Annotated in this window: 17 protein-coding genes; 10 read left to right on the forward strand and 7 right to left on the reverse strand. The window is 70.2% G+C overall.

The genetic code is table 11. The annotated features are described in order from the left end of the window. The first annotated feature begins 23 nt into the window (after window positions 1-23). Together NFX44_RS26930 and NFX44_RS26935 are read left to right on the forward strand one after the other, a co-directional pair. Window positions 24-1,697, forward strand: a complete 1,674-nt coding sequence (locus NFX44_RS26930; RefSeq protein WP_262286392.1) for a Na+/H+ antiporter — start codon at window positions 24-26, stop codon at window positions 1,695-1,697. A 55-nt stretch (window positions 1,698-1,752) separates the two neighbouring features. Then, window positions 1,753-3,312 (forward strand): MDR family MFS transporter, encoded by a 1,560-nt coding sequence (locus NFX44_RS26935; RefSeq protein WP_262286393.1) that lies wholly within the window; start codon window positions 1,753-1,755, stop codon window positions 3,310-3,312. Window positions 3,313-3,443: 131 nt separating this feature from the next. Here NFX44_RS26935 and NFX44_RS26940 read toward each other — a convergent pair whose 3' ends face one another. Beyond that, window positions 3,444-4,814, reverse strand: a complete 1,371-nt coding sequence (locus tag NFX44_RS26940) for an endo-1,4-beta-xylanase (RefSeq protein WP_315974646.1) — start codon at window positions 4,812-4,814, stop codon at window positions 3,444-3,446. Window positions 4,815-5,536: 722 nt separating this feature from the next. Here NFX44_RS26940 and NFX44_RS26945 point away from each other — a divergent pair. The 3 genes from NFX44_RS26945 to NFX44_RS26955 all read left to right on the forward strand — a co-directional run bounded on the left by NFX44_RS26945 (window position 5,537) and on the right by NFX44_RS26955 (window position 10,641). Beyond that, window positions 5,537-7,057 (forward strand): non-reducing end alpha-L-arabinofuranosidase family hydrolase, encoded by a 1,521-nt coding sequence (locus tag NFX44_RS26945; protein WP_262286395.1) that lies wholly within the window; start codon window positions 5,537-5,539, stop codon window positions 7,055-7,057. Between the two features lie 689 nt (window positions 7,058-7,746). Next, window positions 7,747-9,426 (forward strand): family 43 glycosylhydrolase, encoded by a 1,680-nt coding sequence (locus NFX44_RS26950; protein WP_262286396.1) that lies wholly within the window; start codon window positions 7,747-7,749, stop codon window positions 9,424-9,426. A gap of 99 nt (window positions 9,427-9,525) precedes the next feature. Next, window positions 9,526-10,641: an RICIN domain-containing protein gene (locus tag NFX44_RS26955; protein WP_262286397.1), complete on the forward strand. Its 1,116-nt coding sequence runs from the start codon at window positions 9,526-9,528 to the stop codon at window positions 10,639-10,641. Between the two features lie 227 nt (window positions 10,642-10,868). Here NFX44_RS26955 and NFX44_RS26960 read toward each other — a convergent pair whose 3' ends face one another. After that, window positions 10,869-12,356 (reverse strand): endo-1,4-beta-xylanase, encoded by a 1,488-nt coding sequence (locus NFX44_RS26960; RefSeq protein ID WP_262286398.1) that lies wholly within the window; start codon window positions 12,354-12,356, stop codon window positions 10,869-10,871. A 42-nt stretch (window positions 12,357-12,398) separates the two neighbouring features. Continuing rightward, window positions 12,399-14,432, reverse strand: coding sequence for a family 43 glycosylhydrolase (locus NFX44_RS26965; RefSeq protein ID WP_262286414.1), 2,034 nt, complete (start codon window positions 14,430-14,432; stop codon window positions 12,399-12,401). A 594-nt stretch (window positions 14,433-15,026) separates the two neighbouring features. On the opposite strand from NFX44_RS26965, the gene NFX44_RS26970 reads away from it, so the two are divergent. Both NFX44_RS26970 and NFX44_RS26975 read left to right on the forward strand, forming a co-directional pair. Beyond that, window positions 15,027-16,598: a sigma-70 family RNA polymerase sigma factor gene (locus NFX44_RS26970; protein ID WP_262286399.1), complete on the forward strand. Its 1,572-nt coding sequence runs from the start codon at window positions 15,027-15,029 to the stop codon at window positions 16,596-16,598. Between the two features lie 276 nt (window positions 16,599-16,874). Beyond that, window positions 16,875-18,521, forward strand: a complete 1,647-nt coding sequence (locus tag NFX44_RS26975) for a ricin-type beta-trefoil lectin domain protein (RefSeq protein WP_262286400.1) — start codon at window positions 16,875-16,877, stop codon at window positions 18,519-18,521. Here the strand turns inward: NFX44_RS26975 and NFX44_RS26980 are convergent. The 4 genes from NFX44_RS26980 to NFX44_RS26995 form a co-directional block, all read right to left on the reverse strand. Then, window positions 18,500-20,047, reverse strand: coding sequence for a bifunctional 3-(3-hydroxy-phenyl)propionate/3-hydroxycinnamic acid hydroxylase (locus tag NFX44_RS26980; RefSeq protein WP_262286401.1), 1,548 nt, complete (start codon window positions 20,045-20,047; stop codon window positions 18,500-18,502). The two genes, NFX44_RS26975 and NFX44_RS26980, sit on opposite strands and share 22 nt — an antisense overlap. Before the next feature lie 34 nt (window positions 20,048-20,081). Beyond that, window positions 20,082-20,849 carry a L,D-transpeptidase gene (locus tag NFX44_RS26985; RefSeq protein WP_262286402.1) on the reverse strand — a complete coding sequence of 256 codons (768 nt, stop codon included), beginning with the start codon at window positions 20,847-20,849 and terminating at the stop codon, window positions 20,082-20,084. Next, complete coding sequence (locus NFX44_RS26990) at window positions 20,846-21,712, reverse strand: alpha/beta fold hydrolase (protein WP_262286403.1); 867 nt, start codon at window positions 21,710-21,712, stop codon at window positions 20,846-20,848. Before NFX44_RS26990 ends, NFX44_RS26985 begins: the two co-directional genes overlap by 4 nt. 124 nt (window positions 21,713-21,836) lie before the next feature. After that, the gene (locus NFX44_RS26995) at window positions 21,837-22,502 is read right to left on the reverse strand and encodes a DUF4097 domain-containing protein (RefSeq protein WP_262286404.1); all 666 of its coding nucleotides are present in this window, start codon (window positions 22,500-22,502) and stop codon (window positions 21,837-21,839) included. A 315-nt stretch (window positions 22,503-22,817) separates the two neighbouring features. On the opposite strand from NFX44_RS26995, the gene NFX44_RS27000 reads away from it, so the two are divergent. The 3 genes from NFX44_RS27000 to NFX44_RS27010 are packed head-to-tail and all read left to right on the forward strand — an operon-like array spanning window position 22,818 to window position 26,039. Then, on the forward strand, window positions 22,818-23,783 hold the full coding sequence (locus NFX44_RS27000; protein ID WP_262286405.1) for a carbohydrate ABC transporter permease: 966 nt from the start codon (window positions 22,818-22,820) through the stop codon (window positions 23,781-23,783). Beyond that, a complete protein-coding gene (locus tag NFX44_RS27005; RefSeq protein ID WP_262286406.1) occupies window positions 23,780-24,610 on the forward strand; it encodes a carbohydrate ABC transporter permease in 831 nt (276 codons plus the stop codon). Before NFX44_RS27000 ends, NFX44_RS27005 begins: the two co-directional genes overlap by 4 nt. A 19-nt stretch (window positions 24,611-24,629) precedes the next feature. After that, window positions 24,630-26,039: an ABC transporter substrate-binding protein gene (locus NFX44_RS27010; RefSeq protein ID WP_262286407.1), complete on the forward strand. Its 1,410-nt coding sequence runs from the start codon at window positions 24,630-24,632 to the stop codon at window positions 26,037-26,039. Window positions 26,040-26,081 lie beyond the last annotated feature (42 nt).

Below are 26,081 nucleotides of genomic sequence, written 5' to 3' on the forward strand. Positions count from 1 at the left end.
TGGCCTTCGGGGAGAATGAGGGGGTGAGTCCCGAAAGCCTGTTGTTGTTCGTCCTGGCCGCCGTCGCGGTCATCGTCTTCGCGCGGTGGCTGGCCTCGCGCACCGGCCTGCCCGCGGCGGCGCTCCTGACGCTGATCGGCATCCTCTACGCGCTCCTACCGGGACCGAACATCACGCTGGACCCGCACGTCGTGCTGACCGTCGTCCTGCCACCGCTGCTGTACAGCGCGGCGCTCGACTCGTCACTGCTGGCGATCCGCAAGAACATGCGCATCGTGGTCAGTCTCTCGGTGGTCCTGGTGCTCGTGACCGCGTTGGCCATCGGGTTCGGGTTCCACCTGTTCGTCGCCGGAGCGACCCTGGCCGCCGGTGTCGCGGTCGGCGCGGCCGTCGCGCCGCCCGACCCGGTGGCGGCGCTCGCGGTGGGCCGGCGGGTGAATCTGCCACCGAAGCTGGTCACCATCATCCAGGGCGAGGGGCTGCTCAACGACGCCACCGCGTTGACGATCCTCAGCGTGGCGGTGACCGCCGCCGTCAGCGGCACCTTCTCCTTCGCCGCGGCCGCCGGACAGTTCGTCGTCGCGGCGGCCGGCGGGATCGTGGTCGGCGCCGCGGTCGCGTGGGGCGTTCGCCTGGCGCGGCCGTTGACCAGGGATCCGCTGCTGTCCAACGCGGTCTCGCTCGCCACCCCGTTCGTGGCCTTCCTGCTCGGCGAGGAACTGCACGTGTCGGGGGTCCTCGCGGTGGTGGTCGCGGGGCTGATCGTCGGGCACCACACGCCCCGGCTCGCCTCCGGCGCCAGCCGGCTCCAGACGAGCGCGGTGTGGCGGCTTGTCGACTTCCTGCTCGAGGGGTTCGTCTTCCTCCTGATCGGCCAGCAGTTGCCTCAGGTCGTGCAGGGGCTGCGGCAGTACAGCACCGCCACGATCGTCATCGCGGTGGCGGTCTCGGTCGGCGTGGTGCTGCTCCTGCGCCCGTTGTGGCTGGTCCTGAACGAGTTGCTGCCCCGCTGGATGCACACCCGCCTCGGCGCGGCCGCCGAGTACGACGACGACACCGCCGGGTCCGCCCGCCGCGCCGTCCGGGAGGCACGCAACGCCCGGCGGCTGACCGGCCGTGAGGTCGCGGCGCTCAGCTGGTCCGGTACGCGCGGCGTCATCACCCTCGCCGCGATCTTCACCCTGCCGATGGTGACTGACAGCGGAGCACCCTTCCCGGACCGGGACCTGCTGTTGTTCTGCGCCTTCGTCGTCGTGCTCGTGACGCTGGTCGGTCAGGGGCTCACGTTCGCGCCGCTGGTGCGCGCGTTGGGGCTGCGTGCCGACGAGGCGGACCAGATCCGGGTCCGGAACGAGGCACGGTCGGCGTCCGTCGAGGCCGCTCTGGCCCGGCTCGCGGAGGTCGCCGCCGAGGAGCCGGAGTACGCCGACGCCGTCGAGTCGATGCGCGCGCAACTGCACAGCCGGCTGATCCGCTACCGCGACCGTCTCGACCTGCTCCAGGCGGCCGACGTGTCCGAGGTGCCGGTCTCACCGCAGTACGAGGCGGCGCTGCGCATCCGCCGGGCCGCGATCGATGCGCAGCGCGAGGAGCTGTTGCGCTGGCGGGACGCCGGCCAGCTGCCGGACGAGGGGCTGCGCGTCCTGGAACGCGAGCTGGATCTCGAAGAGCTGCGCCTTCCCGCCCGGGCGCCGTGAGAGCCCCGATACGTTGACCATCGGCGGTCCACCTGCCCAGCGGAGGAGTGCGTACGTGGTGACGACACCTGCGGCCGGCAGCGGCTCGGGCCAGGCGGACAGTGACCCGACCGTGACGAGCGTCGGTTTTCGTTCCGATCGTGGCCCGGTGCTCGCCGCGATCATGCTCAGCACGGGCCTGGTCGCGCTGGACTCCACGATCATCGCCACCGCGGTGCCGTCGATCGTGCGGGACCTCGGTGGCTTCTCGCAGTTTCCGTGGCTGTTCTCGATCTACCTGCTCACCCAGGCGGTCACGGTGCCGATCTACGGCAAGTTCGCCGATTCGCTGGGGCGTCGGCCCGTGATGTTCTTCGGCATCGCGCTGTTCCTGCTCGGCTCGATCCTGTGCGGTGTCGCGTGGAGCATGCCCGCGCTGATCGTCGCGCGCGCCGTCCAGGGCATCGGGGCGGGCGCGGTGCAGCCCATGAGCATGACGATCGTCGGCGACCTCTACACGGTGGTGGAACGGGCGCGGGTGCAGGGCTACCTGGCCAGCGTCTGGGGCATCTCCGCGGTGCTGGGCCCGACCCTCGGCGGCGTCTTCTCCGAGTACCTGTCGTGGCGGTGGATCTTCTACATCAACCTGCCGCTCGGCGCGGTGGCGGCGTGGACGCTCGCCCGTCACTTCACCGAACGGATCACCCGCAAGAGGCACCGGGTGGACTACGCGGGCGCCGCCCTGCTCACCGTCGGATTCGGGCTCCTCATCCTCGGGCTTCTCCAGGGTGGCGTGGCCTGGCCCTGGGCGTCCGTCCAGAGCGTGGCGATCCTCGGGACCGGTGTCGTCGCGCTCGCCGCGTTCGTCGGCGTGGAGCGTCGCGCCGCCGAGCCGGTGCTGCCGCTGTGGGTGTTCGGCCGCCGCGTGCTCGCCGGAGGCAGTCTCACCGCGCTGTGCGTCGGGGCGCTCACCATCGGCCTGAGTTCGTACCTGCCCACCTACGCCCAGGGCGTGCTCGGCACCAGCGCGCTGGTGGCCGGGTTCGCGCTCGCGGCGCTGTCGGTCGGCTGGCCGCTGGCGGCCAGCCTCGCCGGGCGGGTCTACCTGCGGATCGGCTTCCGTGACACGGCCCTCATCGGCGGCGTCTTCGTGGTCGGCGGCGCGGCTCTGACCACGCTGCTCGGGCCGGACTCGACGGTGCCGGCGGCCGCCGCAGCGGCCTTCGTGCTCGGTGTCGGGCTCGGGCTGACCGCCAGCCCGACCCTGGTCGCCGTGCAGTCCGTGGTCGGCTGGGACCGCCGCGGCGTGGTCACCGGCGCCAACATGTTCAGCCGGTCACTGGGCAGCGCGGTCGGCGCCGCCGTCTTCGGGGCGATCGCCAACGCCACCCTTGCCGACCGTTTCGCGCATCCGCCGGCGGAGATCGCCGCCCGGTTGCCCGCGCACGTGGACGCCACGAGCCTCGTGCTGGGCGGGCACAGCCAGGCCGCCGAGCCGGCCGTGGCCGACTACGTCCGCGCGTCGCTGTACCACGCGACACACCACGTCTTCATCGCGCTGGCCGTGCTGGCGGTGCTCGGCCTGGGCGCGTTGGCGCTGATGCCGCGCCGCAGCGACCAGCTCACCTTCGAGTAGCTACCCACCGGCGGGACGGGCGTGGGGGCCGTCCTCCCGCACGACGAGGCGCAACCAGCTCTCGGCGCGGCCGCGCGGCGGTGGGGGGGGGGGGCGGGTGTCGCCGCCACACCGCGATCGGCGCCCCGGGGTCAGTTCAGGCTGAATCGCTGGTTGGCCTGCCCGTTGCAGTCGTAGATCTGGACCTGCTGGCCGTTGCCGGTCCCCCACACGTCCAGGCAACGTCCGGACTGCACACCGGTGATGGTGCCGTTGGAGTTGACGTTCCACTGCTGGTTGGCCTGCCCGTTGCAGCTGTAGATCTGCACGGCCGAGGCGTTGCCGGATCCCGCGGCGTCCAGGCACTTGCTGCCGTACACGGTCAGCTGCTTGCTCGACGTGAGCGTCCACGCCTGGTTGGCCTGGCCGTTGCAGTCGTAGAGCTGCACCCGCGTGCCGTTGTTCTGCGACGCGTTCGGCACGTCGATGCACCTGCCGGACTGGGCGCCGACGATCCGGTTCGCCCCGCCCGGTGGGACCGACGGCGACGGGGAACCGGTGCCGCCGGTCGAGGTCGGCGAGGAGGTGGGGCCGGCGGCGTTGAGGGCATTGAGCACCGAGGTGTACGCGGCCTTCTTGTTGCCGCCACCGTCGAACAGCAGCGGGTTCTCACTGGAGCGCCAGGAGTCGCTGTCCCGTACGCCCCACACGGTGATGCCGACGCAGCGCGGCACGTTCATGCAGGCCTGGGTCAGCCCGGCGTACTGCGAGGTCGACGCGTTGGTGACGTCGACCTCGGTCAGGGCCACGTCCACACCGAGGGCAGCGAAGCTCGACAGCGTGGTCTGGAAGTTGCCCGGTAGCGAGCTGCCACCGGTGAAGTGGGTCTGCAGGCCCACGCAGTCGATCGGCACGCCCCGGGACTTGAAGTCCCGGATCATGTTGTAGACGCCCTGCGTCTTGCCGTAGGACCAGTTCTCGATGTTGTAGTCGTTGTAGCAGAGCCTGGTCGAGGGGTCGGCGTTGCGCGCGGTGCGGAACGCCACCTCGATCCAGTCGTTGCCGGTGGACTGCAGGTTGGACTGCCGCCGGCTGCCGTCCTCGTTGAAGGCCTCGTTGACGACGTCCCAGTAGGCGAGCTTGCCCTTGTAGTGGGCCATCACGCCGTTGATGTGATCGATCATCGCCTGGCGCAGGCTGCTGCCGCCGAGGCTCTGCATCCAGCCCGGCTGCTGGGCGTGCCACGCGAGGGTGTGGCCGCGGACCTTCATGCCGCGCTGGGTCGCCCAGTTGTAGATCTGGTCGCCGGAACTGAAGTTGAACTGGCCACGCTGGGGCTCCGTGGCGTCCGGCTTCATCTCGTTCTCGGCCGTCACCATGTTGAACTCGCGCCCGGCGATCGTGGTGTAGGTCGAATCACCGAGCCGGCCCGCCGCGATGGCCGTGCCGAAGTACCGGCCGGACTGCGCGGCCGCCGCACCCAGGGTGCTCGCCGCGGCGTTCGCATCCGGCATCACCACCATGACACCCATTGCCGCGACGGCGGCAACGGCACCGCTTGCCAGCAGCCGGATCCGCAGCAATCGGCTCCTCGATGAGCCGGCGGAGGGGACGGGAGAGCTGCTTGCCACGATTGCCTCCTCTTCGGTTGTGCGTCCCGGCCGTCGGGCCCTGTATGGGTGGCGGTCGCAGCCCGGCATGCGGGCGAGGGCCGTCGGTCGATCGCACAACCCGGACAAAGTAACGATGGGCTTCAATCCACGTCATGCTGGCACGGCGACCCCGTTGGAACAACATCTTCCGGAAATCTTCCGGAGGGCGTCGTTCGTGGAGTGGCTCCTCGGCTCAATGGGACACCCCGTCTACCTGCGTCTTTGGGTCAGCCGATGATCCAGGACCCGCGTCTCACTCGGCGCGTCATGAGTCCGGTGGCCGTGGCGGGGGAGCGTTGGCCCGAAATTTCCGGGCACGGCACGAGAATCATCGGCTCCGGACCGTAGTGGAGTGCCGGCAGGCAAGTGTTACCACTTGACGAACGGGATGTTATCGCTCACAGTCGATGGACAAGGACGGCGACGCGTGTGGCTCACCGGGCAAGCCCAGTTCGCCGGCTCCCTGGATCAGGCGTTGGTCAGGGCATGCGTCCAGGCTGTTAGCGCTAACACTGCCGGCGCGGGGTCCGGCCATGCGTCGCAGTGCCCATTTCCAGGCGGACCGTTCGGCTCTTGGTCAATGAAGGAGGATCATGTCTGCCCTTGATAGGTCTCAGTCGATCGCGCCGCCGCGGCGGCGCAGGTGGCTGCCCCGGGTCGTCGCCGCCGCCGTGACGGCGGTGGTGGTCGGTGGTGCCGCCGCGGTGGCGGTGTCGACGCCCGCCGCCGCCGCGACGGTCGACACGAGCGCGTGGTACGTGTTGGTCAACCGCAACAGTGGCAAGGCCCTGGACGTCTACAACCTGGCCACGAACGACGGCGCGCGGATCGTGCAGTGGTCGCGGAACAACGGCAACCAGCAGCAGTGGCAGTTCGTGGACTCGGGCGGCGGCTACTACCGGCTGCGGTCGCGGCTGTCCGGCAAGGTGCTGGACGTCTACAACTGGTCGACCGCCAACGGCGCCAACGTCGTGCAGTGGACCGACGGCAACCAGGCCAACCAGCAGTTCCGGTTGGCCGACTCCGACAGCGGCTACGTCCGGTTGATCAACCGGAACAGCAACAAGGTGGTGGAGGTGCAGGGCGCCTCGACCGCCGACGGCGGCAGCATCGTGCAGTACGACGACTGGAACGGCGCCAACCAGCAGTGGCAGCTCGTCCGGGTCGACGGCGGGGGCACCCCCACCACGCCGCCGCCGGGCGGCTCGTGCACGCTGCCGTCGACGTACCGCTGGTCGTCGACGGGCGCGCTGGCGAACCCGCGATCGGGGTGGGTCTCGCTCAAGGACTTCACCAACGTCGTGTACAACGGCCGGCACCTCGTCTACGCCACGACGCACGACACCGGCACGTCGTGGGGTTCGATGAACTTCAGTCCGTTCACGAACTGGTCCGACATGGGCTCGGCCAGCCAGAACGCGATGCCCTTCGCCGCTGTCGCGCCGACACTGTTCTACTTCGCCCCGAAGAACCTCTGGGTGCTCGCCTACCAGTGGGGCGGGACGGCGTTCTCCTACCGGACGTCCAGCGACCCCACCAACGTGAACGGGTGGTCGTTGCAGCAGACGCTCTTCACCGGAAGCATCTCGGGCTCCGGGACGGGACCCATCGACCAGACGCTCATCGGTGACAGCACGAACATGTACCTGTTCTTCGCCGGGGACAACGGCAAGATCTACCGCGCCAGCATGCCCATCGGGAATTTCCCGGGCAGCTTCGGCGCGTCGTCGACGGTGATCATGAGCGACTCGACGAACAACCTCTTCGAAGGGGTTCAGGTCTACAAGGTCCAGGGCCAGAACCAGTACCTCATGCTGGTCGAGGCGATCGGCTCGCAGGGCCGCTACTTCCGCTCGTTCACGGCCAGCAGCCTGGGCGGCACCTGGACGCCGCAGGCCGCGAGCGAGAGCAACCCCTTCGCCGGCAAGGCCAACAGCGGCGCCACCTGGACGAACGACATCAGCCACGGCGACCTGGTGCGCAGCAACCCCGACCAGACCATGACCATCGACCCCTGCAACCTCCAACTGCTCTACCAGGGGCGTGCCCCGAACTCCGGCGGCGACTACGGCCTCCTGCCGTACCGGCCGGGTGTGCTGACGCTGCAACGCTAGTGGCGTGGCGCAGATCCGGGTGTTCCTGACACTCGCGGCAACGGCGTGTGCGGGTCGGCTCAGCCGGCGCAGGAACGGGTGGAACTGGAGCGGGCGGGCTCGGCGTACGCGCCGAGCCCGCCCGGCTGCGCGGTCGTCGGGCGGTGCGGCGGGGAGGTCTCCCGATGCGGCGGCAACTGTGCTTTAATCAGACACGTCGATGTTATCGATAACATCTGCCGCGGAGGTTCCCCACCGTCGACACTCTCCGGCAGCTGGAGCCGCCAGGGGCCACAAGCTCCCACGTGCCCGTCGGCTGACTTCCGGGCCCAGATGTTAGCGCTCCTATCGACGGCCACTCATTCGTGAGGCTCCGCCCGCGCGGAGCGGGACCGCCAACAACACCCCGGTCGCCTCGCCACCCGCACCGGCGGCAACGACCCGAAGTGGAGCCAGGGCTGACGCCCTGACCACGCGCCCGGCCTCTCGCCGGCCGGGTCAGGCCGGAAGCGGCCGCAGGTTTCCCGCCCGCGGCATCCGGTGCCCGATGTCTGCTGTCCGACCCGTCCGAAAGGTTCGCCACCATGTCAGTGTCGATTCCGATGACCGGCCGGCGCGACCCGCGTGTCGCGGCGGGAACTGTCGCCGTGAGCGGTGACCGCTGGAGGCCCACCCCGCCGGCGCGGGGCAGCCGCAGGACCAGGCGCGGGATGGCCCTGGTCGTGAGCCTCCTGGCGTTGCTGGGGTTCGTCCCGGCGACCGCCCGCGCGGACAACCCGATCGTCCAGACGATCTACACGGCTGACCCGGCACCGCTGGTCCACAACGGCCGCGTGTACCTCTACACCGGGCACGACGAGGACAACTCGACCTACTTCACGATGAAGGAGTGGCGGGTCTGGTCGTCGGCCGACATGGTGAACTGGACCGACCACGGCTCACCGCTCAGCCTCGCGAGCTTCAGCTGGGCCAGCGCCAACGCCTGGGCGGGGCAGGTGGTCCAGCGCAATGGCAGGTTCTACTGGTACGTGCCGATGACGGTGCGCGCGACCGGCCAGATGGGGATCGGGGTGGCGGTGGCCGACAGCCCGACCGGGCCGTTCCGGGACGCCATCGGTCATCCGCTGGTGAGCAACGGGGAGATCGACCCGACGGTGTTCATCGACGACGACGGCCAGGGGTATCTGTACTGGGGCAATCCCCACCTGTGGTACGTGAAGCTGAACCAGGACATGGTCTCGTACTCGGGAAGCCCCACCCAGATCCCGTTGACCACGAGCGGTTTCGGCACGCGGACCGGCGACCCGAACCGGCCGACGCTGTTCGAGGAGGCGCCGTGGGTGTACAAGCGCAACGGCCTGTACTACCTGGTCTTCGCGGCCAAGTGCTGTTCGGAGTTCATCGCCTACTCGACCGCGCCGGGTCCGCTGGGGCCGTGGACCTATCGCGGGACGATCATGCCGACCCAGGGAAGCAGCTTCACCAACCATCCCGGGGTGATCGACTTCAAGGGCGGGTCGTACTTCTTCTACCACAACGGAGCGTTGCCGGGCGGCGGTGGTTTCACCCGGTCGGTGGCGGTGGAGAAGTTCACCTACGGAGCGGACGGCGCCATCCCGACGATCACCATGACGACCAGGGGCGCCCCGCAGGTCGGGACGGTGGATCCGTACGTCCGGCAGGAGGCCGAGTCGATCGCCTGGGAGTCGGGGGTGGAGACCGAGCCGACCACCGACGGGGGGATGAACGTCGGCTGGATCGAGAACGGGGACTACCTCAAGGTCAGTGGGGTGAACTTCGGCGCCGGAGCCGCCTCGTACCGGGCCCGGGTGGCATCGGGCGGTAGCGGGGGCACCATCGAGTTGCACCTGGACAGCGTGGGCGGCCCCCTGGTGGGCACCTGCCGGGTCACCGGCACCGGCGGCTGGCAGGTCTGGACCGACACGACCTGTCCGGTCAGCGGGGCCGCCGGCACCCACGACCTGTACCTGAGGTTCAACGGCGGCAGCGGGTACCTGCTCAACGTCAACCACTGGCAGTTCACTACCGGTGCCGGCACCCCGCCGCCGAGCAGCCCGCCGCCGAGCGGCGATGCCTGCGCCGCGAGCTATCGCACCACCAACGCGTGGTCCGGTGGCTTCCAGGGCGAGGTGACCGTGACGGCCGGCGCCGCGGCGATCGGCGGCTGGACCGTGCAGTGGGCCCTGGGCAACGGCCAGAGCATCAGCCAGGTCTGGAACGGCACCCTGAGCACCAGCGGCTCCACGGCGACCGTCCGCAACGTGCCGTTCAACGGGTCCCTGCCCGCCGGTGGATCGACCGTCTTCGGCTTCCTGGCGAGCGGCTCGCCATCGGCGCCGGCGCTCACCTGCGGCAGCGCATCGAGTTAGCGATCGGGCAGGGCGACCTGCCCGACCCATCCCGCTCGGCAGGTGGCGGAGCCGCACGGTGCCCGTCACCTGGCGCGCGGCCTCCCGAGAGGAGCAGTCATGCGAACAAGGGCAAGGTGGCTCGCCGCGGGCGCCGCGACGGCCGTCGTGATCGCCGGTCTGGTGGCCCCTGCCGGCCCGGCCGGCGCGGAATCCAACGGCGGGGTACGGGTGATGCCGCTCGGCGACTCCATCACCGAGGGCACCCAGGTTCCGGGCGGCTACCGCATCGGCCTGTGGCAACGCCTCGCCAACGGCCGGTACACCACCGACTTCGTCGGGTCCCAGTACAACGGGCCCGGCAACCTCGGCGACCACGACCACGAGGGCCACCCGGGCTGGCGCATCGACCAGATCGACGCCAGCATCGTCGGCTGGGTGAACACCTACCAGCCGCGTACCGTGCTGCTGCACATCGGCACCAACGACATCCTGCAGAACTACCAGGTCTCCACCGCACCGAGCCGGCTGTCCGCCCTGATCGACCACATCACGAACGCCGCCCCCGCCGCGGAGGTGTTCGTGGCGCAGCTGATCCCGTTGGCCAACAGCGGCCAGGAGTCGGCCGTGCGCAGCTTCAACGCCGCCATTCCGGGCATCGTGCAGAGCAAGGTGAACGCCGGTAGGCACGTCCACCTCGTCGACATGCACAGCGCCGTGACGACCGCCGACCTGATCGACGGCATCCATCCCACCGCCACCGGCTACGACAAGATGGCCGCCGCCTGGTACGGCGCCCTGCAGGCCGTGCCCGGCAGCATCGGTACGCCGGGTGGCACGGGCAGTTCGACCACCGACATCGTGGGCGTCCAGTCCGGGCGCTGCCTGGACGTGCCGAACGGCAGCACCACCAACGGCACCCAGGTGCAGCTGTACGACTGCTGGGGCGGCACCATGCAGCGCTGGGCCTACACCTCGGGCCGGCAACTGCGGGTGTACGGCACCAAGTGCCTGGACGCCGAGGGCGGTGCCGGCGGGAACGGCACCCGCGTGGTCATCGGCGACTGCACGGGCGGCGCCAGTCAGCAGTGGAACCTCAACGCGGGCGGCACCATCAGCGGCGCGCAGTCCGGACGCTGCCTCGACGCGTCCAACTGGGGCACCGCGAACGGAACGAAGATCATTCTCTGGGACTGCCACGGCGGCGCCAACCAGCAGTGGCGCCTGCGCAACTGACCACTCGCGCCACGGCCGGGCGGCGAACGCGCCGCCCGGCCACCCCGGGTCCGGGCGAGCTGACCGGCGGCGGGCGCCGGCCAGGCACCGCGGCGGACGGCCGACTGGTCAGCGCGGCCGGCACGCCGGTGTCCCGGTGCTCCCTGGACGGGAGCACCGGGACACGGGGTCAGCGGATCAGCGGCTTCCGGTCGGCGGACGGACGTCCGCGGCGTGCGGCGCGCTCGTCATCCGACCCGGACGAGTTGCCATTGTTGGTTGGTGCCGTTCCAGTCGGTGTACTGGACGATGTTGGCGCCGTCGGTGGTGGCGGCGTTCTGTACTTCGACGGCTTTGCCGCTGTTGCGGTTGATGAGTCGGATGTATCCGCCGGTGGTGTCGGTGAGTTGGAATTGTTGGTTGGTGGCGTTGGCGTCGGTCCACTGGATGATGGGGGTGCCGTCGGTGGTGGCGCGGTTGGAGACGTCGAGGACCTTGCCGGAGTTGCGGGACTTGAGGCGGTACCAGCCGTTGCCGGAGTCGACGAACTGCCATTGCTGGTTGTTGCCGTTGTTGCGGGTCCACTGGGTGATGCGGGCGCCGTCGGTGGTGGCGGCGCCGTAGACGTCGAGGGCCTTGCCGCTGTTGCGGTTGAGCAGCACGTACCAGGCGCTCGTGTCGACCGGCCCCGGCGGTGGGGTCGAGCCGCCGGCGTTGAGGGCGTCCAGGACGGCCGTGTAGGCGGCCTTCTTGTTGCCGTTGCCGTCGAAGAGCAGGGGATTGTCGCCGCCGCGCCAGGAGTCGCTGTCGCGGACACCCCAGGTGGTGATGCCTGTGCACCGGGTCACCGCGAGGCAGGCCCGGGTGACGGCGGCGTACATGCTGGCCTGGTTGGAGCCCTGGGTGATGTCGAGTTCGGTGATCTGGACGTCGACGCCGAGGTCGGCGAAGCGCTGCAGGTTGGCCTGGTAGTCGCCGGGCAGGCCGGTGCCGAGGTGGGACTGGAAGCCGACGCAGTCGATGGGCACGCCCCGGGACCTGAAGTCCCGGACCATGTTGTAGACGCCTGTCGACTTGGCGTTGATGCCGTCGGTGTTGTAGTCGTTGTAGCAGAGCTTGGCCCCGGGGTCGGCGGCCCGGGCGGTGCGGAAGGCGACTTCGATCCAGTCGTTGCCGGTGCGCTGCAGGTTGGAGTCGCGGCGCCCGCCGCCGCCTCCGTCGGCGAAGGCCTCGTTGACCACGTCCCAGGCGTAGATCTTGCCGCGGTAGTGGGTGGCGACCTGGGTGACGTGGTTCATGGCGGCGTTGCGCAGGGCTGTGCCGGACAGGCTCTGTGCCCAGCCGGGCTGTTGGGCGTGCCAGAGCAGGGTGTGGCCGCGGACCCGCATGCCGTGGGCCTGGGCGTGGCTGACGATCTGGTCGCCACCGGTGTAGCGGAACTGGTTCTGGGACGGTTCGGTGGCGTCCCACTTCATCTCGTTCTCGGGGGTGACCGCGTTGAACTCGCGGTCGAGGATGGTGCTGAACTGGCTGTCGGAGAGCTTGAACGCGGGGACCGCGGCCCCGAAGTAGCGGCCTTTCTCGGCCGCTGCGGCACCGAGCGTGGCGCCGGCGCTGGCGGAGCCGGCGATCACGATCGGCGCGCCGACGGCGATCAGCGCGGCGGCCAGCAGGGCCAGGATCAGCCGTAGCCGCGGCGCGCGGTGCCCTCGCGGCGGGTGAGCAGGTTGCCTCATGTCATACCTTCCGGGTCTCTGGCGATGGTGGACGGTGCACGGTCAGGGGGTGGTCATGTCGAACCTGCGGACGGTCACGGCGCCACCGAGGGCGCGGGTGGCGTAGTTGAAGATCGCGTAGCGGTATCCCATGAAGAACTGCCAGGCGTTGTTGAGGGTGAAGGCGGGGCCGAGGGGAGTGAAGGTGACGCCGTCGGTGCTGTAGGAGAAGCGAGCCTGACGGCCGGTGCCGGGGCGGATGTCGGCCGCGGCACGCAGCCAGATCCGCCCGCCGGAGACGGTGGCGGAGGCCGCCTCGGTGCCGGTCCCGGTGGTGTTCCAGTTGCCGTCCATGGTCAGGCCGTTGACGAGCGTCACCCGGGTGGTGCCGCCGTCGCGTCTGACCCCGATCCACGCCGACGAGTCCCGCAGCATGGCCAGACCGGTCCGGTCGCCGTCGCTCATGGCCGAGTAGTCCAGCTCGACCGTCGCCGTGGACGTCGGTCCCTGGATCCGGTGGGTGAGCGTGTTGCGGGCCGCGTACAGGTCATTCGTGACGGTCGCCGTCTGCAGGCGCAGGCCGCTGCCGGCCGACCATTTCGTGTTGTCCGGGTTGTGGTTCCACTCCCACTGTGGGCCCAGCGTGGTGGCGGTGAAGGTGTCCGCGCCGGTCATCGGCCGCACCGTCTTCGACGAGGCGGGGATGTTCGGCTGGGGGTAGCTGGTGCCCCAGGCGCCGTTGACGGTCTGGACGGTCGGCCAGCCGTCGGCGGTCCAGGTGATGGGCGCGAGCACCGGCATCCGGCCGCCGGGATAGGCATCCTGGAACGCCATGTAGTACCAGTCGCCGTTCTGGGTCTGGACGAGACCGCCCTGGTGCGGCACGCCACCGCCGGAGATCGGGCCGGGCATGTTGAGCAGCACCTGGTGCATCTCGTACGGGCCGAACGGGCTGCTCGACCGCAGGACGTACTGACCGTTGGCGGGGCGGGTGAGGAAGATGTAGTAGTAGCCGTTGCGCTTGTAGAAGCGCGACCCTTCGAGGGTGCCGACGCTCGACGGTGTGGTGAAGACCTGCTGGGCGCGCACCTGGCTCAGCCCGTCGGCGGACAGCTGGGCGACGCTGATGGTGCCGTTGCCGTAGGCGACGTACATGGTGTCGTTGTCGTCGACGAGCAGCCCGGCGTCGTAGTAGCAGTTGTTGATCTGCGAGCGCTTCTGCCAGGTGCCGTCGACGGCCGTCGAGGTGTACACGTACGTGCGGTTGAACTCGACGCAGCCGATCCAGTAGTACGTGCTGTTGCTCCTGCGGTAGTTGAAGGCCGACGCCCAGATGCCCTTCACGTACGCGCGTCCACCACTGAGGTCGTAGGCGGTGGAGCCGAAGTCGAGATTCGGCACCGAGTGGCCGGCGTATTCCCAGTGCACCAGGTCGTAGGAGCGCAGGATCGGTGCGCCGGGGGAGTAGTGCATGGTGGAGGCCGAGTAGTAGTAGGCGTCACCCACCCGGATGATGTCGCCGTCGGCGAAGTCCTGCCAGACCACCGGGTTCGTGTACGCCGTGGCCGGCGGCCCCGACGTGGTGGGGGACGGGCCGGTGGTGTCGACCCGGACGAGTTGCCATTGTTGGTTGGTGCCGTTCCAGTCGGTGTACTGGACGATGTTGGCGCCGTCGGTGGTGGCGGCGTTCTGTACTTCGACGGCTTTGCCGCTGTTGCGGTTGATGAGTCGGATGTATCCGCCGGTGGTGTCGGTGAGTTGGAATTGTTGGTTGGTGGCGTTGGCGTCGGTCCACTGGATGATGGGGGTGCCGTCGGTGGTGGCGCGGTTGGAGACGTCGAGGACCTTGCCGGAGTTGCGGGACTTGAGGCGGTACCAGCCGTTGCCGGAGTCGACGAACTGCCATTGCTGGTTGTTGCCGTTGTTGCGGGTCCACTGGGTGATGCGGGCGCCGTCGGTGGTGGCGGCGCCGTAGACGTCGAGGGCCTTGCCGCTGTTGCGGTTGAGCAGCACGTACCAGGCGGTGGTGTCGACCGACGCCGCAGCCGCACCGGTGACGTGCACCGCGGCCGCGGCCACGCTCGCCAGCAGCGTCATGGCAACGGCGACGGCCAGCATCGGGCGTTTGCGGCGTCGATGTGGGGCGGCCGGTGGGGCCGCGTCGTCCATGCTCATGGGTGTTCCCTCCGGTCGGATGCCGGTGGCCTGCCGGGTGCGTGCTGTTAGCGCTAACACCAAGGGAGCTGGTCGCCGGGATGGTCAACGGTGGTGAGTCGGGGGATCCCGAGCTGTGCGGGCCGTGCCGAATGCACATACATCGGGGTCGCCAAGGTTGCCAGAATGTTTCGCCGCATTCAAGAGCTAGGCGTCGATCGATGTCCTGGCGCCGGTGTGGTCCGTCGGCCCGGCGGAGGTCCGGTCGTATATCGACTCGTCACCGTCATTCCACATAACACTTTTCTCGGAGGATTCAAGCGCGGCGAGCGGCCCGGATTTTGCCGGATCGCACACCGGAGGGCGCTGATCCGGGGTGAGCCCTCTTCGGCCCGGACCGGCCACGGCGGGGCCCGGGGGCGGCGCTCCCCGAGCCTCCGGGCTGACGCGGCCCGCCCGTCTTGACGTGGCGGTCGGTCTTCGGCGACAGTCAACGACCACCGCCATCGGATCGAGTTATGTGACTGCGATGTGAAGATGCGAGCTACCGGCGTGACCGAGGCGGGCCTCGTGGTGGCGGCCCAGGCGGGTGACCGGCGGGCCATGGACGAGTTGATCTCAGCCGGCCTGCCGCTGGTCTACACCATCGTGCACCGCGCGCTGGGCGGCGACCCGGACACCGACGACGTCGTCCAGGACACCATGGTGCGTGCCGTCCGCCGGCTACCGGAGCTGCACGCCCCGGAGAGTTTCCGTGCCTGGTTGGCCGCGATCGCCGTGCGCCAGCTCAGCACCCATCTGCACCGTCGGCAGGTTGCTGCCCGGCGAGCCGCCCCGCTGGACGAGGCCGCCGAGGTGCCGGACGTCGAGGCAGCCTTCGAGGACGTCACGACGCTGCGGCTTGAGCTGTCCGGGCAGCGTCGCCAGATCGTCCGCGCGAGCCACTGGCTCGACGCGGACGACCGGGCGTTGCTGTCCCTGTGGTGGCTGGAGGCGGCCGGGGAGCTGTCCCGCACCGAACTCGCGGCGGCCCTGGGGGTCAGCGTCGCACACGCGGCCGTGCGGGTGCAGCGCATGCGCCACCAGCTCGACGTGAGCCGCGAACTGGTCGCCGCCCTGGAGGCCAGGCCGAGGTGCGCCGGGCTGGCGGACACGGCGGCGGGCTGGGACGGCGTCCCGAGTCCGTTGTGGCGCAAGCGCCTCGCCCGGCACACCCGGTCCTGCGGCCGTTGCGCACGGGCCACCGCGGGCCTGATCGCCGCGGAACGGCTGCTCCTCGGGCTGGCCCTGCTACCGGTCCCGGTCGGGCTCACCGCCGTGCTGGTCGGCCGGGGCGCGCTCAGCGTGCCGGCCGTGTCGTCCGCCGCCGGTGCGGGACCGGCCGGTGGCATCGGCGCGAGCGTCAAGGTCGGCCTGGTCGGCCAGCTGCTCCAGGCGGTCGTGGCACACCCCGTCGCCGCGACCGTCGTCGCCGGCGCCCTCGCGGCCGGCACCACGGTCACCGTGACGGGCCTGCCCACGCACCCGCCGCCCACGGCGTCCGCGCCGGTCGCCGCACCGACCTCCCCGGCCCGCGCCACCCCGAGCCCGACGCCGGCGGTGCCCGCGCCGCCGCCGAGATCGGCGACGCCTCCGGCCGCGCGCCCCTCGACCGGCCGCACCGCCTCCCTGACCGTGGGGCGGCTCGTGTCGCTGGAATCGGCCGGCGGGACCGGGCGGTACGTCACGACCGTCGACGGCCTCGGCGTCCTGCTGCCGGTCGGTCCGGACAGCGCCGACGCGGCGCGCCGCCAGGCGACCTTCGCGGTTCTCGCCGGCCTGGCCGACGCCGACTGCTTCTCCTTCCGGGCCCGGGACGGTCGCTACCTGCGGCACTCGTCCTGGCGGCTGCGACTCAGCCCCGCCGACGGGACCGAGCTGTTCCGGGGTGACGCCACCTTCTGCGCGCGTGACGGCGCGGTCCGGTCCTCCATCGCGCTGGAGGCGTCGAACTATCCCGGATGGTTCCTCCGGCACCGCGACGGTCAGTTGTGGGTGGACCAGGTGGACGGCAGCGCCGGCTTCCGCGCCGACAGTGCGTTTCGGGTCCGCCCCGCCCTGGCGGACTGAGACCGCACCGGGGCGTCGCCGATAACAGTTTTCGGCCCGACGATTCGACGGACCGACGTGGCGGCGATCGAAATAGCGGAATAGACATTCGTTGTTGCCTTCGGGTCGCTGTTATCGCTAACATCGCTGCGGGCTGAGTGGGCGTCGGGAGCCGGGTGACGCACCGGGACCCCAGCCCTCTCCCGGGGCGGTTCAGCAGGCCGGGGCATCCGGCCGCGAGCGCCCCGGCCGGACCACGACCTGCGACGGGGTACGCCGCCGCGGGAAGGAGAACCAATGAGACTTTCCGCCTCGGGCCGCCGCTGGGCCGCCGGTCTGGCGGCCGCGCTGCTGCTGGCCGGCGCCCTGACCGGACTGCGTGCCTCCACCGCCCTGGCCCTGGACAACGGGGTCGCCCGCACCCCGCCCATGGGCTGGAACAGTTGGAACTCGTTCGGCTGCAACATCAACGAGTCGCTGATCCGGCAGTCCGCCGACGCCATCGTCGCGAGCGGAATGCGCGACGCCGGCTATCAGTACGTCGTGGTCGACGACTGCTGGTTCAACCCCAACCGCGACTCCGCCGGCAACCTCCAGGGCGACCCCGGCCGGTTCCCGAGCGGCATGAAGGCGCTCGGCGACTACCTGCACGGCAAGGGCCTGAAGTTCGGCCTCTACCAGGTGCCGGTGGACCGCACCTGTGCCCAGTACTTCGGCTCCTACCCGGGCGCCACCGGCAGTCAGGGACACGAGGCGCAGGACGCCCGGCAGTTCGCCGCCTGGGGCGTGGACTTCCTCAAGTACGACTGGTGCTCGCCGAACGGCACGATCGACCAACAGGTGGCGACCTTCGCCCGGATGCGGGACGCCCTCGCGGCCACCGGCCGCCCCATCGTCTACAGCATCAATCCGAACAGCATCCACGCCAAGACCGGACCGCAGCGCAACTGGGGCGACGTGGCCAACATGTGGCGGACCACCGAGGACATCACCAACGCCTGGGACACCGGCCAGACCAACGGCTACCCGATGGGCATCCAGAACATCATCAACGTCACCGTTCCGCTGGCCGGCTACGCGCGTCCCGGCGGGTTCAACGACCCCGACATGATGGAGGTCGGCCGGGGCGGCATGACCGACACCGAGATGCGCAGCCACTTCGCGATGTGGGCCGTGCTCGCGGCGCCGCTGATCGCCGGCAACGACGTTCGGGCCATGACGTCGGCCACCCAGAGCATCCTCACCAACCGGAACCTGATCGCGATCAACCAGGACAGCCTCGGTCTGCAGAGCACCCAGATCTCCTTCGACGGCACCCGGCGAGTGCTGGCCAAGACGCTGGCCAACGGTGACGTCGCCGTGGCGCTGTTCAACCAGGGCAGCACCACCACGACGATCTCGACCACCGCCGCCGCCGTGGGGAAGACCGGCACCTTCTTCACCCTGCTCGACGCCTGGACCAACGCCACGAGCACCACCGGTGGCGCCATCTCGGCCAGCGTCCCCGCGCACGGCACGGTGGTCTACCGGGTCAGCGGCGGCGGCACCACCACCCCACCGCCGGCCACCACCGGCGCGCTGGTGAGCGCCGCCTCCGGCCGGTGCCTGGACGTTCCGCAGAGCAGCACCGCCAACGGCACCCAGCCGGTGATCTGGGACTGCAACGGTGGCGCCAACCAGCGCTGGAGCATCAGCGGAGACAGCGTGCAGGCCCTCGGCAAGTGTCTGGACGCCCCGCTGAACGCCGCCCCGGGCGCCAAGGCGCAGATCTGGGACTGCAACGGTGGCGCCAACCAGCGCTGGACCCGCAACTCCGACGGCACCATCCGGGGCCAGCAGTCCGGTCTCTGCCTCGACGTCAACGGCGCCGCCACCGGCAACGGCACCACCGTCATCCTCTGGAACTGCACCGCCGCCGCGAATCAGCGGTGGACGCTCCGATAGGAGCCCTCGCGCCGTTCCGGCCCGTCCCGCGGGACCGGCCGGACGGCGGCGATGGTACGGGGGAGCAGCCGCCGGTCGGCACGGAGAACGGTGCCGTCGGGGCGGACGACGGCCGCGCGGGCAGCGCCCAGCCAGCGGTGCAGTGCGCCGCCCGGCCGGGCGACGACCAGTACCGCCCCGCGCCGTTCGATGTCGGCCCGAAGCGCCGTCGACGGCTCGACGGACGTGACGATCGCGAACCGGCCGGCGGCCACGTCGTCGAACCGCCGGTCGCCGTCGATGACCGCGTTCGGGCAGAGCCCGCCGGCGAGGCCGCGGCGCAGCCGTGGCCGCACCACGAGGTCGGAGCGGCGCAGCGGCGGTGTCCGGCTGTCCGTGGCCAGGTCCGTGAGACCCGGCACGAGGTGCAACCGGGGCGCCACGGCGCGACGGATGACGTTGCCCCACTCGCCGCCGGCCGTCATCGCCGTACCGATGAGCCGGGCCAGCTTGATCATGGCGCGGACGTGCTGGCCGCGTTCGATCTGGTAGGTGTCGAGCACGGTCTCGGCGAGGGTCCCGCCGAGCACGCCGGCGAGCTTCCAGGCCAGGTTCATCGCGTCGCGCAGCCCGGCGCACAGACCCTGGCCGATGAACGGTGGGCTGAGGTGGGCGGCGTCGCCGAGCAGGAACACCCGCCGGTCGCGCCAGCAGTCCGCGACCTGCGCGCGGAAGGTGTACTCGGCGACCCGGATGATCTCCAGCTCCGCGACGGGTAGGTCCCCGGTCCACCGCGAGATCAGCGGATGCAGCCGGGCCATGTCGCGGTAGTCGTCGGCGGTCTCGCCGGGCGCCAGCCGGAACTCCCAGCGGTAGCGGGTCCTCCCGATCCGCAGGTAGGTGCCGGCGCGGGCCGGGTCGGAGAGCTGGTGCACACCCTCCCACTGGCCGAGATCGGCGTCGGTGGCCACGTCGATGACGAGCCAGCGTTGCGTGAAGCCCAGGTCCCGCATGGTGGCGCCGATCGAGGCCCGGGTCAGGCTGTTGGCCCCGTCGCAGCCCAGGACGTACGCCGCCCGCACGGACCCCGGCTCGCCGGTGGCGGTGTCCGTGACGTCGACCCGCACCCCGCCGGAGTCCTGCGTCAACGCCGTGACCTCGGCGTTGCCGCGGAGGGTGACCGTGCCGAACCGCTGGAGGTTGCGGCGGAGGATCGCCTCCAGCTCCGGCTGGTCGAACATGCTTCCCTGCGGGTAGCCGTGCCGGCCCGGCGCCGTGCCGCGCGGGAACTCGGCCAGCACCCGCATGTTCCGATCGAGGAGGCGCAGACCCCGGTGCGGGCGGGAGATCGCGGCGAACGCGTCGCGCAGCCCGAGTCGGGCAAGGATCCGGTGGACCTCGTCGTCCAGCGCGACGGCCCGGGGCTGCGGGTAGATCGACTCCCAACGGTCGAGGACGAGGCACTCGACGCCGTACTGCGCGAGGAGCGTCGCGGCGGTGAGCCCGGTGGGGCCCGCGCCGACGACCACTACGGGCACGGTCCTCATCGGGCCCTCGATCCACCGGCTGACGACGCCGAGGTCAGTAGCGGCCGAGGCTTTCCAGCGGGCACATCACGATGCGCGGCTGGGCGGCGGGGTCGAGCCATCGCAGCACGGTGACCAGGTCGGTGTGCGACAGGCTGACGCAGCCGGCGGTGGGACCGGACGGCGTCTTGCTGAACTCGTGCAGGAAGATCCCGCTGCCCGCGTTCGGCACCGGCTTCGCGACGTTCGGCGGCATGTTGTAGGTGATCACGGCGAAGTGCGTGTACGCGGGCTGCTCCGTCCACAGCGCCTCGCTGAGGCCACCGGGACTGGTGGCGGTGTGCTGGAAGGTGTTGTAGCCGGACGAGTTCGGGTTCTCGTTCCACCAGTCGTTCACCACGAGCCGGTGGTACGGGTACCGGACGCCCGGGTTGGCCGCGATGCCGTACATCGTCGGGCCGATGGAGTAGACGCCCGTCGGCGTGGTCGGGACGCCCTCGACGTGGTGGTCGCTGAAGTACTGCGATCCGATGCGCGCGGGCAGCGCCGCGGAGACCGGGACCCAGGTCCCGTCGACCTTGGCGAACGTCTCCAGTGTGGCGTAGCTGGTGTTGTAGCTGGCCGCGGTCACGATGACGACCTGCCGGGTGGTCGCCGGGAGGGTCGTGAGGTTGTTGGCCTTGTTGTACCGCGATGTGCGGCGCGGCCGGGGCGTGTCGATGGTGGCGTCGGTGGTCGATGCCGCGGCGGGCGTCGCGCCGGAGGCCACGACGGGAGCCGCGACACCGGCCGCCGCGCCGAGGATCAGAGATCTCCGCTTCATCTGGCCGATCCTCGCACCTGGGCCGTCTCCGTGTCGTCCTTCGCCGCGACGGATTCCGGTGCCCGGTCGAGGTCGGCGACCTCGCGTACGGCCCCGGCGACGGCCCGGAAGTCCTTCCGGAGGATCGCACCGTGGTTGCTGGCGACCTTCGCGGCGATCTGGATGTGCGCGTTGCGGGCGGTCACCCCTTCGGAGCTGGTGCGGATTCGTTCCTGCTCGTCGCTGCGGCTGCCGAAGGACGTCCCCGAGGCGACGACGTATCGCACCGGGACGGTGATGGTGTCCAGCACGCGGCCCAGCTCGCTCTCGCGGGACAGCCTGCCGAGCTCGATGTTGCTGTTCGCCTGCTGGTCGGCGGTCATGCGGGGGGCCAGTCCGGTCGGGCGCAGCAACGGCAGGAACCAGCTCATCCGCCGGAACAGCTTGCGGATCCGCTGCTCCATGGCCTCGTCGAGCCAGTCGTGCGGGAAGGCGCCGTCGACCAGGACCGCACCGAGGGCACGTTCCGGATTCCGGCTGGCCCAGTGCGCCCCGACGACCGCGCCGTAGGACCAGCCCACCACCAGCGCCCGGTCCACACCCCTGGCCGCGAGGACGGCGTCGACATCCCGTACGGCGGCCGCGAAGGAATAGTCCGCCGAACGCTTCGACCTGCCACGGGCGCGCTCGTCGTAGGTGATGTGCCGCCACCCCGCGCCCAGTTCCGCGATGACCCGACGCCAGTACCCCCGGGTGGCGAACTGGCCGTTGAGGTAGACCACCGGGACACCGGGACCGCCGGTGTCGGTGACGGCCAGGGCCGTGTCGTCGACCGGAACCATGCCGGTCCACGTCGAGCTGGTCGAGGACTTGCTGTTCTTCATCATCGTTTCCTCTTCGTCTGTTGTCTGATGTGGCTCGGGGACGGCCGGCCGGGCCTTTGGCGACGACCGACGGGATCTCGATCGCGGTGGGCCCGGCCGGTCGGCCGGTACTGGTACTGGTCGGTCAGAGGCTGCGGGCGGTGATGTCGCCCTGGCCGGTGGTGGCGCGGATGTCGAGGCCGGTGGTGCCGTCGTTCTTGAGGGCGTTGCTGACGCGCCCGTAGCCGGTGCCGGCGTCCAGGGCGGCCGAGACGCCGCCGGCGGCAGCGACCGAGATGTCGCCGGACCCGGTGCGGAGCACGACCGTGCCGCGCACGGCCTCGGTGATCCGGATGTCGCCCCGTGCGGTGCTGATCTCGGCGGGGCCGTTGAGCCGGCCGACCTCGACGTCGCCGTCGATCGCGGCGAGGCGGACGCTCGCGGCCTCGTCGATTTTGATCTGGCGGTACGCGCCGTCGAAGACGACGTCACCGAGGCGCCCGACGCCGCGGAGCTCGGTGGCGGCGGCCTTGGCCTCGACGCGGGAGCCGGCGGGCAGCTGGACGGTGACCTCCACGGATCCGGAAGGACCGAAGAGCCGGTTGTCCGGCGTCGCGGCGGTGACCCGCAGGACACCGTCGGCGTAGGTGACGCTGGTGTGCTCGGCGGCCCGGGCGTCGCGGCTCTTGCCGGGGCTGGCGGGCCGGACCTCGACGGTGGTGTCGGCGCGGTCCGCGGCGATGAACTGGATCCGACCGGCGGGGATGTCGAGGACGGCGGAGATCGGGGCGGGGGTGTCGAACTTCTGCATCATGCTCTCCCGTGTTCGTGCACTGTTTCTGATACCGGAAACGCTACGTTGCTTTCCACACCTTGGCAACAAGTCTGTTGCGCTAGTCGGTGATATTAACAGGTCAACGGCGTAAAACTGTTGCAACGGGCGTCGGGAGAACGCAACGCCGGTCACCGCACCATTGCAATGAACAGGCGGTGAACGCTACGGGCGGGCGCCGCGGCCGGCGGCTTCGCGAAGCCGCCGGCGGCCGGGAACGGTGGCAAGAACTTCCAGCTCCGGGTCGTGCATAGGAGGATTTCTTTCGCTCGATGGCGTTGGTACTGTGCTGCCGTGCCTCCCCCTCGCACCGTCAGCGCCCCACCGGACGACCGCGCCCCGACCGTGGAGTCCACACGCTCCACCGGCCGGCGGGCGAAGCCGGCACGCTTCACCGAATCCGCTCTCGGGTGGCTGCTGCTGCTGCCGTCGGTCGTGGTCTTCGTGCTGTTCGTGTTCTGGCCGCTGGGACGGACGCTCTACCTGTCCGTCCACGGCAACGACCTCTTCGGCGCCCCGTCGGTGTACGTCGGCGCGGAGCACTACCGGGAGATGCTGTCGGCCGACTTCGGCAAGGTGCTGGCCACCACCGGCCTGTTCACGCTGTTCTCCGTGGTGCCGGCCGTCCTGGGCGCGCTCGTCGTGGTGCTGCTGCTGGAGGCGCGCATCCGCGGCGTACGGGTGTTGCGCACCGCTTTCGCGCTGCCGTTCGCGTTCTCGGTGGCCACGGCGTCGGTCGTCTTCGCCGTCATCTACAACCCGGCGATCGGCGTGGCGAACGGGGTGCTCGGCTCCGTCGGGATCGACCGGGTCAACTGGCTGACCGACCCGTCGATCGCGCTGCCCGCCGTCTGCGCCGCCACGGTGTGGATGAACTTCGGCTACAACGTCCTCGTGCTCTCCGCCGGCGTCGCGGCGATCTCACCCGAGGTGGTCGAGGCGGCGCGGCTCGACGGGGCGTCCGGCTGGCGGCTGGCGTCCCGGATCACCGTGCCGCTGCTCTCCCCGCAGCTGTTCTTCCTCGTCGTGGTGTCCACGATCCACGCGCTGCAGAGCTTCGGGCAGATCCACATCCTGACCAAGGGCGGCCCGGACCAGGCCACGACGACCCTGGTCTACTCCATCTACGAGAAGGCGTTCGCCTTCGGGTCCTCCGACTTCGGCTCCGCCAGCGCACAGGCCGTCGTGCTGCTGGTCGTCATGCTCGGCTGCACGGCCATCCAGTTCGGCATCCTCGAGCGGCGGGTCCACTACCGATGAAAAAGTTCAGCCTCGGGCGGGTCGCCGTCTACGTCGTGCTCGGCCTGGCCGCGATCCCGGTCCTGTTTCCCATCTACTACGGCTTCGTCGGTGCCGTGATGGGCCCCGGCGACCTGGCGACCTACCCGCCCGCGCTGGTGCCGCACGAGCTCCACTGGCAGAACATCAGCGACGTCTTCCGTTCGGTGCCGCTCGGCCGCTTCTACGTGAACTCCGCCATCCAGGCCGGGCTCATCACGGTTGCCCAGATCGTCACCAGCATCCTGGCCGCGTACGCCTTCGCGTTCCTTCGCCTGCCCGCGCGGGCGGTGACGTTCAGTCTGTTCCTCGCCACCCTCATGGTGCCGTGGGAAGCGATCATCATCCCCAACTACCTGGCCATCTCCGGGTGGGGTCTGGCGCGGGGCGGGTTGACCTACCTCGGTCTCGTGCTGCCCTTCCTCGCGTCGGCCTTCGGCACGTTCCTGCTGCGGCAGGCCTTCCTGCAGTTCCCGACCGAATTGCGGGACGCCGCGGTGATCGACGGCTGCGGCCACTGGCGCCTGTTGTGGCGGGTCATCGTGCCCCTGTCCAAGCCGTCGATCGCGGCGGTCGGGGTCTACGTCTTCCTGTCGGCGTGGAACCAGTACTTCTGGCCGCTCATCCTGATCCGCGACTCCGACTACCAGACGCTGCAGATCGGCATATCGCAGCTCAACGACGCCGAGGTGGCGCAACCGGGCCTCGTCCTCGCGGGCGTCGCGCTGTCCCTGCTCCCGACGTTGGCTGTCGTGCTCTTCGGTCAGCGCTACATCGTCCGTGGCCTCACCGCCGGCGCGCTGAAGTAATCCGAGAAGAGGAGATCCCGTGAGACAACCCAAGCTCCGTCGGGCCATGACGGCGTTCGTCGCCCTGGCCGCCGCCGCCGCGCTGACGGCGTGCGGTGGTTCCGGGTCCGACACCGATTCGGCCAAGGACGCGCTCGAAGCGCCCGGCGCGGAGGTGCTCGAGAAGGCCACCGACAAGACCACCATCGAGTTCTGGCACGGGATGAAGGGCGCCAACGCCGCGGCGATCGACAAGCTGGTCGCCGACTTCAACGCCCAGAGCGGGGGCAAGGCCGAGGTCAAGGCCATCTACCAGGGCAACTACGACGAGACGATCGCCAAGTACAAGGCCTCGGTGCAGCAGAAGAACACGCCCGCGCTGGTGCAGGTCTACGACATCGGCTCCCGCTTCATGGTCGACTCCAAGCAGACCGTGCCGATGTTCAAGTTCATCGAGAAGGACGGGTTCAACGCCGGCGACATCGAGCCGAACATCGCCAACTACTACTCGATCGACGGCAAGCTCCAGTCGATGCCGTTCAACACCTCGACCCCGCTGCTCTACCTGAACAAGGAGGCCTTCGTCCGGGCCGGCCTCGACCCGACGAAGCCGCCGACGAACCTGGACGAGCTCGGGGAGATGGCGAAGAAGCTGACCGTCAAGGACGCCAGCGGCAAGACCGTCCAGTACGGCTTCGGGGCCGCCATCTACGGCTGGCTGCTGGAGCAGTTGATCGCCACCGACGGCAAGGAGTACTGCGACAACAGCAACGGGCGCAAGGGCCTGGCCACGAAGGTGCAGTTCGACCAGGAGACCGGCGTTCGCGTCGCGAAGTGGTGGGTGGACCTGGTGAAGGGCGGCTACGCGGCGAACACCGGGCGCAAGACCGACGACGCCCAGGCCGCCTTCAAGGCCGGCACGGTGGCGATGCACCTGGAGTCCACCGGCGCCATGCGCGGCTACATCGATGCGGCCAAGGGCAAGTTCACCGTGCTCACCGCGCCGTACCCGAAGGCGAGCAGCTCGGCCACGGGCGGTCCGATCATCGGTGGCGCCTCGCTGTGGATCAACGGCGTCGGGCACAGCGACAAGGAGAAGCGGGCCGCCTGGGAGTTCGTGAAGTTCGCCGCGAGCCCGGAGCAGCAGGCCAAGTGGCACACCGGCACCGGGTACGTGCCGGTCAACGCCAAGGCACTCGACCAGCAGATCGACAAGGACTGGGTGGCGCAGTACCCGCAGTTCAAGACCGCCGTGGACCAGTTGCACGCGCTGCCGCCGTCGGTCGCGTCGGCCGGCTGCCTGCTCGGCGTGATGCCGCAGGCCCGCAAGGCGTCCGAGGACGGCCTGGAGGCGGCGATCGTCGGTAGCAAGCCCGCCGACCAGGCCATGAAGGACGCCGCGGCGAGCGTGCAGCCCGCGATCGACAGCTACAACAAGTCGGTCGGCTGACCAGCACGTCACCGCCGAGGGGACACCTCGGGTCGAGGGGGC

Source organism: Micromonospora sp. MA102 (assembly GCF_025460765.1).
Taxonomy (GTDB): Bacteria; Actinomycetota; Actinomycetes; order Mycobacteriales; family Micromonosporaceae; genus Micromonospora; species Micromonospora halotolerans.